This is a genomic window from Persicitalea jodogahamensis, assembly GCF_014651615.1.
Classification (GTDB): Bacteria; Bacteroidota; Bacteroidia; order Cytophagales; family Spirosomataceae; genus Persicitalea; species Persicitalea jodogahamensis.
This window is the reverse complement of sequence record NZ_BMXF01000003.1, coordinates 349,084-362,627: the sequence shown is the minus strand read 5'-3', so window position 1 is coordinate 362,627 and position 13,544 is coordinate 349,084. Positions and strand designations below refer to the sequence as shown.

Sequence of the window (13,544 nt, the reverse complement as noted above, 5' to 3'; positions counted from 1 at the left end):
GAATCTTTTCCTAGCTTGCCTGTTGTTCTTAGACATTGAGCGGCCATAGCCCCTTTTTGCTCTTTATCGCTAAAAATTCAAGTTATCAGGCAAGCTAAAATGTCCAAATCAAGGATATACTGGACGCTCCAAATTGTAGGCTGGACGGCCCTGATGATGTACGAATTTGTCATCTACACGGCCGAGTACGGATTCGATCTAGAGTACTTTCTGCTCAGCGTGGCCAATATATTCCTGGCTATCGGGCTTACGCATATCTATCGGCTTATTGTCCGGCGCTGGAACTGGTCCACACTGCCGCTTCCAAGGCTGGCCTTCAGAGTCATAGCTTCGGTCATTATTCTGGGGGCGATCATGTCGATGGTCAATATCCGGCTTGATCACGAAACCATTGCCTACAATCTGGCCAACCAGCCTTTTGCCTTCTGGGGGTACATTTCGGCCTGGTGTAAGAATATGCTTACATGGGTGCTTGCCTACACGGTGTATCACTATGTAGAGCAGACCCGGCTGACCGAGCTGGAAAAAATCATGCTGAAAACCTCCATGCGTGAGGCCGAAGCCAAGGTACTTCGCTCCCAGCTCAACCCGCACTTTACCTTCAACGCACTTAACAGCATCCGGGCTCTGGTGTCCGAAGATCCTACGAAAGCACAGCACAGTATCACCCAACTATCGAATATTTTAAGAAATTCTTTGCTGGCCGACCGTCGAAAGACGGTGGAACTCCGGGAAGAGCTCAAAACGGTGGAGGATTACCTCGAACTGGAAAAAGTTCGTTACGAAGAGCGCCTCAACTACAAGATAATCGCTGATCCGAAAACGCTTTACTGGCAAGTACCACCCATGATGTTGCAGACGCTGGTCGAAAACGGTATCAAACATGGTGTATCCAAACTTGCCAAAGGAGGCAAGCTGACTGTGGAGTCCTCCTTGGAAAACAATGAATTGATGATCTGCATCAAGAATACGGGTACCCTCGGCAACACCGATTCAGGGGGCGTTGGACTTTTGAACACTGCCGAACGGCTGTCCATTCTGTACGGAAAAGAAGCTTCGTTCAGAATTTACCAGGAAAAGGACGACATCGTTTGCTCCGAAATTATTATCCCTATGCTCTCCGAAGGCCTGATGCGCTACAATGGCCAGGTTCCTGAGCGAACCCAGGCAGAGTAACCAGAACCGTCTATCTTAAACCTCCAAATACATAAGCCATGAGAACCCTAATCATCGACGATGAGCGGCTCGCCCGCAATGAACTGAAACGCTTGCTTGAACCCTACCACAAAATTGAGATTGTGGGTGAAGCTGCTAATGCAGAAGAAGCCCTGGGTTTAATTACCGAATTACAGCCCGAACTGCTTTTCCTGGATATTCAGATGCCCGGAAAGAACGGTTTCGAACTACTTACTTCCATAGAAGGCAAAGCTCCTGATGTGATTTTCACTACCGCCTACGACGATTACGCTATCAAGGCGTTTGAGTTCAACGCGCTGGACTACCTGCTGAAACCCATCGATAGCGAACGATTGAAGGACGCTATTCAGCGGGTTGAGGAGGACCGCGAGCATCACGAAGAGTCCACCGCCGAAACACCCGAGCGCGCCAGTCGGGTACTGGGGCAGAACGACAAAGTTTTTATTAAAGACGGAGAGAAATGCTGGTTCGTGTTGTTGGGAAAAATTCGTCTATTCGAGTCGATGGGTAACTACGTGCGGCTGCACTTCGACGATCAGAAACCGCTTGTTCTTAAATCGCTCAACAGCCTGGAAGACCGGCTAGATCCCGAAAACTATTTCCGCGCTAACCGCAAACACATTATCAACCTGCAATGGGTTGAAAAAATTGAACCGTGGTTTAGCGGCGGCTTGCTTGTCACCCTCCAAGGCGGCGACCGTATCGAAATCTCCCGTAGGCAGGCGATTCGATTCAAAGACTTGATGAGTTTGTAGCGCTTCGCGTGTCCAAATGTCAAAGTAACAGCCCATAAGTACAGCAAGTTTGCTGTACTTATGGGCTGTTACTTTTTGGCCAGAAGGCCAGATTTATAGGTGAGTAAGAGCTTCGAATCTCAGGTTTTGCAGTATTTAGCTCATTTCAATGCTTCCGGGATCGGATTTCCCACCGTTCCGCTGGGCGCCAGAATATGCAGCAGGGCGGCTACTGTCGGCGCGATATCGGCAATAGAGGTACGGCGGAGAGTTTCGCCTTTCGGTATGCCCCAGCCGTAGAACAACAGCGGCACATGCGTGTCGTAGTTATAGGGAGAGCCGTGGGTAGTTCCGGTGGAGCGGCCGGCAAACCAGCCCGGCTGTAATACAATCTGAATATCACCGCTCCGCTTCGCATTGGTGCCATTCTTATACAATTCCAGCTGGAAGCTGTTAAGATGGCTTTCACCCAGGTCTTTAAGATTGATAACATCGGCAACACCGGACAGGGGCAACAAAGCCTCCCGCACTACCTCGTACACATCTTCCACCTCTATTTTTTTGTCTTTCAACGTAGTCTTGTTCAGGTAAAGCTGGTAATTGTCGTTAGCCCGAATGTAGTCTCCTTTGCCAAATGCACCTTCCAGTGCCTGTTTCAACGTGCTGTTCATATCGCCCGTATTCAGCAAGCCGGCAGGCAGGCGATGCTCCGTCCAAAAGCCGGGCACGTCCATCACGCCATGGTCTGCCGTCAGGAAAACAGTGTAGTTGCCTTTACCGGTCCAGCTGTCCAGAAATGCAAAAAACTCAGCAAACTCTCTGTCCAATCGCAAATAGATATCCTCTGCCTCAATCGAATTAGGACCAAAAGCGTGACCGACGTAGTCGGGTGACGAAAAACTCACCGCCAGAAAATCGGTTTGCTGGCCTTTCCCCATATTCTCGCCTTTAATGGCGGCGATGGCCATGTCTTTGGTAATCGTGTTGCCAAACGGCGTGGATGCCACCTGCCCAAAGCCGTTTTCTCCAAAATTATAAGGGAAAGCAGAAGTCTTGTTGCCCGCCATTTTGGTTTCATAAGGTTTGTCGTCGGGCGTACTTTCCACGTACTGATCGAGCGGCAGCAGCGTTTTCCAGCCTTCCTTCATGTAGGCAGCAGGCAGCTTTTTATCATTCATGTCCTGCACCCACTTGGGTAGTTCGTTGGTATAAAAAGTACTGGTGATCCAGTTCCCCGTCTTGGCATCGAACCAGTAGGCACCCGTGGCCGCATGGCCGGCTGGCAGGATAGCGCCACGGTCTTTAATAGCGATACCCACCGTCTTGGATCGGAAATTGGTACCGATCTGCAATTGATCAGTGATGGTGCTGGTGAGTAAGTTCTTGGGGGACATTTTTCCGGCGGAGGCGTTGGAACTACCCACAGTCGTCACGGTGCTATCTTCGGCGCAGTATACGCTCTGGCCCACAATGGGGTCGAACCACTCGTTCCCAACGATGCCGTTGATAGCGGGCACCGAACCCGTGTACACCGCGGAATGCCCCGCTGCTGTGACTGTGAGCGCATAGGGATAGTGGTTGTTACGGCAGTTGAAGCCTTCGTTCATCAGCCGTTTCAGTCCGCCTTCGCCATATTTATCGTAAAAGCGGTAGAGATAATCGTACCGCATCTGATCTACTACGATACCCACTACCATTTTGGGACGTGCCAGCGGGGCGGTCTTTTTAGCAGGACTTTGGGCAACGGCAGGGAGCGTCGCCATACTAAGCATAATGAGCACAATGGCTGATTTCAGACGGTCAATTGACATAAGGAGTAAGGACTAAAAGGCTTTTGGATTCTATTTTGGGCAAAGGTATTGCCAATTTATCGAATAAGCCCGGCTGAAAACCGCATTTTACACAACCATGACATATCTACTAACAAAAAAAGGGCTGCAAATTGCAGCCCTTTCACCAAAATCGTGAAGAATAGTTATTGCGTTTTGGAAAGTACCTCGACCTCAAAGTACAGGGCAGATAAACCAGGAATTCCTGCCTCTGGCCTTCCCGGGGCACCGTAGCCAAGCGAAGAAGGAAAAATCAGATTGGCTTTTTCACCCACACGCATCTTCGCAATGCCTTCTGCAAAACCCTTCACCGAACTGGAACTACCTATTGTTTCGGTGATGGTACCCGAGTCGAAAATCGTATTGTTGAGCAAACGGCCCGTATACTTGACCGATGCCTTGTCACCCGTTTTCAGCAGTACCGAATCAGGCTTCGAAACGGTTTTGCCAAAGCGAAGACCGCTTTCGGTCGTCTCGCTGATGAAAATCCCCTGCTCCCGAATGAAAGCATCGATCTGCTCAGCTTCTGTATTGATTGAAACTACTTTCAGGTCAACCCGTAAGGGAGTGTATGCCGGGAACAATAAATTTCCATCGATGCCCGCGGGTCTCTGTACCAGATGCGATGGTACCAGAAGAGTAGCCGAGTCACCCTCCGCCAGCAAAGGCGTGCCAAATACCAGCGCCATTGCCTCATCGGACAAATAGGGAAGTCTCGAAATGGAGTAAATGGCACGGGAAGGAATGTTCAGTCGCAGTTGGCTGCTATCCACCAATACCCCGTCCAGTCGCCGGGCGATGTACGATACCTTGATTTCGTCGCCAACTACTGCTTTCTGCCCGCTCGCACCTTTCGATACCACCTTATAATACAGCCCTTCCTTTGTGCTTTGCGCTGTGATGTTATTCGCAGCCAGATAGGCACGAATTTCCTCGTCGTTTTGCACTTTTTTGTCGTTACCGATCTGGTTAGACACATCTTTGCAAGCCGACAGGTAACAACCCAGCATCAAACTCAACCCTACAATCCAGCCGTATTTTCGCAATTCAAGCATTCAGCAAAGTAATTAAATAGTATTGGAGATTGGATCATTTCCAATCTCCAACGTCTAAAATCTAAAATCTGGTATCTCCTTATTGTGGCACACTGCCCGGCATTCCTGGTCCGGGGTTGGCACTCGGCGGAGGCGTAGAGAAATCGACCAGTTCGACATCAAACAGTAGTACCGCGTTGGGTGGAATACCCTGATTGCCTTCGGTGCCGTACGCCAGACCCGACGGGATAATCATCATCCGCTTTTCGCCTTTTTTCATCGACATGATGCCTTCTTCCCAGCCGGGAATTACCATACCTACGCCAACACGGAAGTCGATGGGTTCGCCATTGGTCTGCGGATTGCCCTTGGAGCTATCGAAGACAGTGCCATCAAGCAGCTTTCCGGTATAATGTACTTTCACGACGTCGCCTGCTTTGGGCGTACCACCCGAGCCGGGGCTTTCGACGACATAAGCCAGACCCGAGTCGGTGCGCTGAATTTTGTCGCCCAGCTTATTGTCGGCGATGTACTTGTCGATTGTCTTGGCGTCAATACCTTTCTGGGCAGCACTCAGTTCGCCCTGTTTTTTCTGAAATTCTTCGGAAGTCTGTATGTCCAGTACCTTTACCGTAAATGCCAGATCAGTGCCTTTCTTCACCATGGGAGGCATGGGTTGCATCATCTTGGCAAAAAGCGTATCGGCACTTACGTAAAATGTAGCACTGTCGCCAACTGCCAGCATGGCCAGCCCTTCCTCGAAACTACCTTTGAAGGGAGGCTGCTGAAGAACCAGTTTCACGGGCATATTTTCTTCATACGTGTTCCGCAGGGTGGAGTCCTCACTGTTTTTGAGAACGAGGTGGAAGGACATTATTTCACCCATTTTTGCTTTGCGGGCGTCTTCGTCGTGTTCGTGGAATTGGTACTTCAGGCCGTCTTCCGTTACCTGCATTCGGTATTTATTGCAGGCAGCAGCCAGGAAACAGATGCCCAGCAAGAGGCCGATCGATTTGAGGTTCATTGTTTTTTGGTTATAAATGAAATAGAGTGGTTTATGGGTTCTTGGCTAAAATAATACTTGCTATAACGCGCTTCCCCCGTTTTTTGTGCAAAGGAAGCAAAAAAAGGTCCTTATTTCTCTACACTCAGGAGTTGAGACTTATAAAAGGGTAAGAATTTCAGAAATTGCTCGACGGTGTCATCCAGCGACATGGTCGTACGCCCGCCCGAGGCATTGCGATGGCCACCGCCGTTGAAATGAGCATTGGCCAGATCGCGCACTGAGAACTCTCCAAACGACCGGAAAGAGATTTTCACCTCTCCCTTACGCTCGATGAACAATACGGACATCACCACATCTTCGACCTGAAGGCCGTAGTTCACGATTCCGTCCGTATCACCCGCACCGGATTTGTACTTTTCGAGTTCAGTGGCAGTCAAGGTCATGTAAGCCGTGCGGTACTCGGGCAACACATGCAGCTTTTCGCTCAGCACATGGCCCACCAATTTCATACGCAGCAGTGGCGAATTGTCAAAAATCATGCGATGCACCTTGTTTACCTCGAAACCCGTGCGCATCAGATCGGCCACGGCCAGGTGAACCTCCGGCGTAGTGTTTCCGTGCCGGAACGAACCGGTATCGGTCATGATGCCCGCGTAAAGACACTCGGCCATCGGTACATCGAAAAAGTCCGGACCGTCGATTTCACTGACAATCTTATAAATTAATTGCGCCGTCGCTGCTGCCTCTGTGTCCCAGACCATAATGTCGGCGAAAGTTTCGGGCTCAATGTGGTGGTCCACCAGCAGCTTTGCCCCCTGAGCTTCGTTGACCCACCGCCCAAGCTCCTTCAAACGGGAGAGAGCCGAAAAGTCGAGACAGCACACCAGGGTGGCATCCTGAATCAGCTCCCTGCAGACTTTGGGTTTTGATTTGTTCCCTTCGTACGTAAGTACCCGCCCGGCAGTAGGCATCCACATAAGATTAGGTGCGATATCGGTGGGGCTGATGACGTTCACGCTGTGCCCTTTCGCTTCCAGGTACAAAGCCCAGCCCAGAGAAGACCCCATGGCATCGGCGTCAGGGTCGCGGTGCATGGTAATGACGACTTTCTGAGGGGAGGTAAGCAGGGCGCGTAAAGCGTCGATTTGTTGATTCACAATGAGTTAAATTCGATAGGCAGAAGTACTTCCGGCTATTTTTGCAAAAGAGAGATAGCCAAAACCGAGGTAAAGTGCCCGTATTGGGCGCACAAAAGTAGTAAAACTACCGGGATTTGTGACGTCAAGTCCTTTTTGTGGAGAAATTGGATTAGTTTTGCGGCCGAATAAAATTTCGTATATAGAATGTCAGGAAACAAGACTTTTACCATGATTAAGCCCGACGCAGTGGCGGACGGCAACACGGGAGCAATTATTAAAATGATCGAAGAAGCGGGATTCAAGATCATTGCCATGAAAAAAACGCTGCTCACATCCGAGCGGGCGGGCGAATTTTACGCCGTGCATAAGGAGCGGCCTTTCTACGGCGACCTTTGCAAGTACATGTCATCGGGGCCCATCGTCCCTATGATTTTGGAAAAGGACAATGCCGTGACGGACTTCCGGACACTGATTGGCGCTACCAACCCTGCCAATGCCGATGAAGGGACGATCCGGAAATTGTTTGCCAAGTCCATTGAAGCCAATGCCGTTCACGGATCGGACTCAGACGAGAATGCAGCAATCGAAGGTAGTTTTTTCTTCTCCGAGACTGAGAAGTTCTAGTTTCCAGCCTGCACTGAAAACGATGTAAATTCGCAGAGGGGCAGCGACCCACGGTCACTTCGCCCTCTGCGAATTTCTGGTCAATCACTCACCGCCTGATAATCTCCTGGTGGTCAATTGCTAGCCAATTGATCCGCTTTCGGCTTCTTAAGCAGGTCCAATAAACTTTGTTTGATCAATTCCGGGCGGTCCCACATCAACGTATGTCCGACGCCGTTTACCGGAATAAGCGTGAACGACGGCGCATTGACGAGTTGTTTACGGGCAAACTCCGCATTGGAGAAATAAATCAGCTCGTCGGCATTGCCATGGAGCATGATAATGCGGGCCCTGATACGGTGCCATCCATCCTGAATATCTTCCAGCGCTTTCCGGTGATGTAGTTTTTCATCATTTGCCACACGCAAGATGGTCGGAAAGAACCACGCGAACCAGGGTGAGTCGATCATGTAGCTGATTGGGTAGGTATATTCTTCCCCGGGGGCTAAGGACGAAGAAATGAATAAAATACCTCCTACTTTGTCGGGGTTATCCATTGCCAGTTTGGCAATTACCGCACCACCGTAGGAGGACGCCGCCAGGTTGACCTTTCTCCCTTGCGTCGCATAGTGATTGATGAGCGGTTGCAGAATACGCGCCTGCTCTTTGACCGAAATGACCGACTTGCCAAAGCCCGAATATCCGTATCCGGGACGATCGACCCCGACAAGCATTGTATGGTTGGTAAGGGCCGTATCCGCATAGAGTGAACTGAAAAAGCTGAGCGAACTGGGGGCACCGTGTACCAGAATCGTCACCGGAAGGCTATCGCGCCCAAACTCCACGAACCGCACTTTCCGGTCTTTTACCTTATAACGATGGATGGCAATCGGTGTCATGTGCGACTTGAAGGTGACGGAAAGCTCCTTATCACTGATGCGCAGATCCACGCGCTGCGCCATCCACCAGCCGCCGGCCAAGAGGAGCAAAACTACCCCAATGAGCCACCGAAGCCAAATTCGCTTCTTCGATTCGTTCTCTTTTTCCTTCTCCTCTGATAATTCTCCCTCTTTCTTCATACTACCATCAACATAAAAAACGGACCACGAGTTGTCGCAGTCCGCTTTTCATCCCAATAAACAACTGGAACGTCAAGGGCGAAGCACCCGATCGGTAACGTGAATTACGCCGTTGGTGGCCAGGATGTTAGTCTGACCTACGTTCGTAACTTTTCCACCATTGCCATTGCCGGTTATCTTGATCCCATTGCTTGTATCGACTTTGATGGATTTATTGGCAGCGGCGGTAGCCAGAGTTCCCGTAGCAAAATTATTGGCCAACAGCCTGCCCGGTACAATGTTGTAGAGCAGAATATCCGCCAGAACCGAGGGACTTGCGGCACTGAGCGAGCCCGGAGAAGGGAATCCCAAGTCGATAAACGCCTGGTTGTTGGGCGCCAGAAAGGTGTACTGTGAACTGGAAGTTGTAAAAATATTCCTGAGCGTGCTGTTAGCTTCCGCCGCCCGTTCTGCTGCCGCCAGAGCAAAACTCAGGTCGGAATGCACTTTCAGCTCTTCCACCAGATTTCGCGAAATGGGTTGAAGTACCCGCTCGACCACGTGAATCGTGCCGTTGTCGGCCTTCCGGTCGGGCGTGATAATCCGTACTCCATTGATAAGTACCTCACCTGCTCCGTTGACCGTGACATAGGCGGGTTTTTCAGCCAAGTTGGCTACGGTTTTGGCGTTGGCGATTTCGGCCTGGCTTTGCGAAGTACTCAAGATGTGGTACTTCAGCAGGTCGCGCACTTCACCGGCAGGCCGGGCAGTAACAGCTGCAACGTCAGCAAAGCCCGACGCCCGGAAAGCGGCGTCGTTGGGAGCCAGTAAGGTAAGCGAACTTGACCGCAGGGCGTCGCTCAAGTCGGCATGGCGGATAGCAGCGGCCAGAATGGTAAAATCGCCGTCGCCCGCGATGACATCGGCGATTGTCATAGGCTTCACCCGATTTTTATCCTTGTCCTTGCAAGCCGTCACCAGGCCGAAGAGCAGCCCCACCATCACCAACTTCACCCACATCGTACCGAAGACACTCATTTTTTTCATAACTTAGATTTGTTTTGAATGGTAAATCCTATTAATAACTCCACTTTAAGGGTGGATAGTATTACCTTTCTGAATAAGCAAAAAGTAGATAATGCGCGGTTGGTCATTTTACTTTGCTCTGACTGATTTAGTTGAAACAAATATTTTCACATTTATTCACCCAAGATTTTTTTTCAATCCTCTAAACAAACAAAATGAAAGCACGTTTTCGGTTAGCTACCCTGATATTAGCAGCATTTGCGGCAGTATTTCTCATTTCGACCACTCCTGCAAAGAAAAAGGTAAAACTCTTCAACGGCAAGAACCTCGACGGTTGGAAAATTCACGGTACTGAAAAATGGTACGTGGAGGATGGCCTCCTGGTCTGCGAAAGCGGTCCCGACAAAGCCTACGGCTACCTGTCTACCGATAAATTTTACAAGAATTTCGATCTGACGGTAGAATTTCAGCAGGAGGCAAACGGTAACAGCGGGATTTTCTTTCGTTCTACCTTTGAAGGCACCAAAGTGAGTGGCTGGCAAGTGGAAGTGGCTCCGCCCAATCACGATTCGGGTGGCGTGTATGAGTCTTACGGGCGCGGCTGGCTCAAACAGATTCCTGATGAAGAAGAAGGGTACCTGAAAATGGGCGAGTGGAATAAGATGCGAATTCGCGTCGAAGGCGACCACGTCCAGACCTGGCTCAATGGTCACCCGATGGTGGATTTTGAAGACGAAAAAATCGGGAAAGGCGAAGGTGCCATTGCTTTGCAAATTCACGACGGTGGCGGAATCAAAGTACGCTGGAAGAACCTGATATTGACTCAAATCTAAATTTGAATTAGTGAATGTCAGAATGGGTGACTGGAAGGTACTTCGGCGAGTTCTGGGAATTTGCCAGGTACTTTTTTTCGCCCATTTTTTGGATCTGCATGGCCAACCCATGCAGATCCAACACCTGACCGTGCGTGACGGGCTTTCGCAAAGCTCTCCTTATCACATGCTTAAGGATTCACGCGGCTTCCTTTGGTTAGGTACGCAGGATGGTGTCAACCGCTTCGACGGCCATCGGTTCCGCGTATATAAGCCTGATGTCCACGACCCTCATGCGCTCAAAGGCGTAAACGTGGCAGGGATCGTGGAGGACAAGCAGGGCAACATTTGGGTTGGGACTGAAGAGGGCCTCAACCGTTACGACCGTGCCACTGACCGATTTTCCCTTTATCGTCCCTCGGCCCAAAAGCACCGCACCTCGCCCTTCCATGCGACCGAAACCGAACTGTGGTTCTCCTCCGAAGGGCAAGGGCTCATGGCCTATAATTTCAAAAGTCGCAGGTTGCGGCAGGTCGGTAGCTATGCCTACATCAACCGTGACTTCGATTTTGTCGACTGGACCACCTATACCGAATCCGGGGATATCTGGCTTCAATGCCCGAAGGGTATCGCGCAGTTCGATGTAAAAAGCCGGACGTATCACTATTATTTCTCCAATAATGTCCTGAACGAATATGGGGAAGTTTTCAATGTTTACTCTTTCGTCATTGACAAAGACGAAGTCGCCTGGTTAGGTACCGACCGTGGACTGCTGCGGTTTGACTACCGTAGAAAGAAGCATCAATTATTCGCCTGGGCATCGGAAGAGCGAGCCCTCGGCGTGGTGTTCAGCCTGGCTGCGGATCATAATGGACGGCTTTGGTTGGGAACGCAGCGGAACGGTCTGTGGCTTTTCGACAAAAAAAGTCAAACTTTCCGAGAAGTTCAGTACCGGGACAACTCTTCGGAAAGTTTCGATAACTACGAGTTTTACCGCGTGTATGTGGATCAGGCAGGCATCGTTTGGGCCAACAGCGATCCCGATGGCCTGGTCAAGATCGTTCCCAACGCATCAATGTTCGGCTACTTCGGACAGCCTGATCCATCACAGCCTGAGCGCAATCTAAGCGACCTGTCCGTTCGCAGCATGGCCGAGGACGGCCGCGGCCGAATCTGGTTGGGTACCGAAGGGGGACTGGACATTTTCAATCGCAAAAAAGGGATTGTCGAAGCAAGGTACTTTACCGAGCAGGACAACATTCTGAAATTTATTTTTCGCGACAGCCGACAACGAATGTGGGTAGGCACCTACGGTGGGTTGATGCTATTCGACCGTAAAAATAAACGGTTCGAGACCTTTTCTTTCCACAGTGACCCCGGCACCCGGGCCTATACGCGCAATATTCTGGAGCTTCCCGACCACCGTTTACTCCTGGGAACGCAGCTGGGCATGTGGATTTTTGATCCTGAAACCAGAACTTTCGAACGGGTGCCTCATCTGGGCGATCAGAACATCTTTGCCACTTTCCTTGACCATGAAGGCACCCTGTGGCTGGGGTCTTATTTTAATCGATTGTACGCTTTCAAAATAAAAAAAGACGGATGGCAGAGTTGTTTCAATGGTTTCAAAGATTACAATATCAATGCAATACGAGAAGACACCGCCCGAAACATCCTTTGGGTCGCGACGGAAAAAGGTCTGCTGGCATACTACAAGAATTTAAATAAATACCGCTTGTATGACGAAAGGGATGGTTTGGCTAACTCTTATATCTACGGGCTGGTGATAGCTCCGGACGGCAACGTTTTCGTAAGTACCAACCACGGCATTTCGAACCTGGAATTATCAACGGGGCGAATACGCAACTTCGACCTCTCCGATGGCTTGCAGGGGCTGGAATTCAATGGCAATGCCTTTTTAAAAACCTCATCAGGGGAGTGCTATTTTGGCGGCATCAAAGGGCTTAATTACTTTTATCCTAAACAATTTCAGACCCTTTCCTATCAGCCACGCATTCATTTATTCAACTTCCTGATCAATGAAGAGCCCTATGAATCGCCCCGCTATATCGACGAGATTGATATAGTGACGCTACCTTACAAGCAAAATACTTTTTCCCTGGAATTTGCCTCCATTGACTATTACAGCAATGGGAAAAACTTCTATAAATACCAGCTGGAAGGTCAGGACCCGGAGTGGGTGGAGGCAGGCGACCGCACCTATGCGCGTTACGCCAACCTCGCGCCCGGGCAATACGTTTTCAAGGTTAAATCAGCGAATCGCGACGGTGTCTGGAGCGACCAGGAAAGAAAGCTCTACATCAATATAGACTCTCCTTTCTGGCGCTCCTGGTGGTTTACCATTCTGTACCTCATGTTGATTGCCGGTGTCTCCTATTATCTGTCTAAAAAGAGAATTGAAGGCATAGCCGGAAAACAGCGTGATCGGCTCAAAATAGCCTTGGATGCGCAGGAACAGGAACGCCGCAACATCGCTCAGGATCTGCACGATGAGGTAGGTTCCCGGCTGGCCACGCTAAAGCTGTATGTCTCCTCGTTGACCAACTACCTGAAGAAAAGTCCTGAGGCAGAAAAAATCAAGAAGGAAGTATTTGATATTATCCACGTATCGCTGGTGGATATTCGTCGCCTGCTGCGAGAACTGAGTCCGCGCACGCTGGAGCAATATGGTTATGTGGCGGCAGTAGAAGAGCTGGTAGACAAGATCAATGCCACCGACCAGATTCATGTGACATTCGAGTGTCGTAAGTTGGTGGCCCAACTGCCCAAAAATATTGAAACGGGGCTGTATCGTATTACGCAGGAACTGCTCAACAACACGATAAAGCACGCCGAAGCATCCGAAATCATTATCTCGGTTGTCCCTTCCGGCAAAGCTATTTCTTTTTTCTATTCCGATAACGGCAAGGGCTTTGACTTTGAGAAAGCCAAAAAAGGCCTCGGAATAGGCAACGTGAGGTCCCGGGTTTCGGTGTTGGAAGGCCAGATGAAATGGTTCGCCAAACCTGGCGAAGGGCTTGAGGTGACGATTGAGATTCCCCTGAGTTAGTGGGTACCCAATGGTAGTGTTTCGTTTTTGAATCAG

11 protein-coding genes are annotated in these 13,544 nt (G+C 50.1%); 5 read left to right on the top strand and 6 right to left on the bottom strand.

Features of this window, described 5'->3' with window-relative positions; all coding sequences use genetic code 11:
- Positions 1 to 99: 99 nt before the first annotated feature.
- Positions 100 to 1,176: a sensor histidine kinase gene (locus IE117_RS16955; RefSeq protein ID WP_189565667.1), complete on the top strand. Its 1,077-nt coding sequence runs from the start codon at positions 100 to 102 to the stop codon at positions 1,174 to 1,176.
- 38 nt (positions 1,177 to 1,214) lie between these two features.
- Positions 1,215 to 1,952, top strand: coding sequence for a LytR/AlgR family response regulator transcription factor (locus IE117_RS16950; RefSeq protein WP_189565666.1), 738 nt, complete (start codon positions 1,215 to 1,217; stop codon positions 1,950 to 1,952).
- A 140-nt stretch (positions 1,953 to 2,092) separates the two neighbouring features.
- On the opposite strand, the gene pafA is transcribed toward IE117_RS16950, so the two are convergent.
- The 4 genes from pafA to IE117_RS16930 form a co-directional block, all read right to left on the bottom strand.
- Entirely contained in the window at positions 2,093 to 3,694 is a 1,602-nt protein-coding gene (pafA, locus tag IE117_RS16945; RefSeq protein WP_189565969.1) for an alkaline phosphatase PafA, read from the bottom strand.
- 212 nt (positions 3,695 to 3,906) lie between these two features.
- Positions 3,907 to 4,815 carry an FKBP-type peptidyl-prolyl cis-trans isomerase gene (locus IE117_RS16940; RefSeq protein WP_189565665.1) on the bottom strand — a complete coding sequence of 303 codons (909 nt, stop codon included), beginning with the start codon at positions 4,813 to 4,815 and terminating at the stop codon, positions 3,907 to 3,909.
- Positions 4,816 to 4,894: 79 nt separating this feature from the next.
- A complete protein-coding gene (locus IE117_RS16935) occupies positions 4,895 to 5,818 on the bottom strand; it encodes an FKBP-type peptidyl-prolyl cis-trans isomerase (RefSeq protein ID WP_189565664.1) in 924 nt (307 codons plus the stop codon).
- A gap of 110 nt (positions 5,819 to 5,928) precedes the next feature.
- Positions 5,929 to 6,957 (bottom strand): DHH family phosphoesterase, encoded by a 1,029-nt coding sequence (locus IE117_RS16930; protein ID WP_189565663.1) that lies wholly within the window; start codon positions 6,955 to 6,957, stop codon positions 5,929 to 5,931.
- Positions 6,958 to 7,143: 186 nt separating this feature from the next.
- Between IE117_RS16930 and IE117_RS16925 the strand changes: the two genes are divergently transcribed.
- Positions 7,144 to 7,563, top strand: coding sequence for a nucleoside-diphosphate kinase (locus IE117_RS16925; RefSeq protein WP_189565662.1), 420 nt, complete (start codon positions 7,144 to 7,146; stop codon positions 7,561 to 7,563).
- A gap of 113 nt (positions 7,564 to 7,676) precedes the next feature.
- Here IE117_RS16925 and IE117_RS16920 read toward each other — a convergent pair whose 3' ends face one another.
- Together IE117_RS16920 and IE117_RS16915 are read right to left on the bottom strand one after the other, a co-directional pair.
- Positions 7,677 to 8,621, bottom strand: a complete 945-nt coding sequence (locus IE117_RS16920) for an alpha/beta fold hydrolase (protein WP_189565661.1) — start codon at positions 8,619 to 8,621, stop codon at positions 7,677 to 7,679.
- 72 nt (positions 8,622 to 8,693) lie between these two features.
- Positions 8,694 to 9,647, bottom strand: coding sequence for a fasciclin domain-containing protein (locus IE117_RS16915; protein WP_189565660.1), 954 nt, complete (start codon positions 9,645 to 9,647; stop codon positions 8,694 to 8,696).
- 194 nt (positions 9,648 to 9,841) lie between these two features.
- On the opposite strand from IE117_RS16915, the gene IE117_RS16910 reads away from it, so the two are divergent.
- Positions 9,842 to 10,459, top strand: a complete 618-nt coding sequence (locus tag IE117_RS16910; RefSeq protein ID WP_189565659.1) for a 3-keto-disaccharide hydrolase — start codon at positions 9,842 to 9,844, stop codon at positions 10,457 to 10,459.
- Between the two features lie 109 nt (positions 10,460 to 10,568).
- On the top strand, positions 10,569 to 13,508 hold the full coding sequence (locus IE117_RS16905) for a ligand-binding sensor domain-containing protein (RefSeq protein WP_189565658.1): 2,940 nt from the start codon (positions 10,569 to 10,571) through the stop codon (positions 13,506 to 13,508).
- Positions 13,509 to 13,544 lie beyond the last annotated feature (36 nt).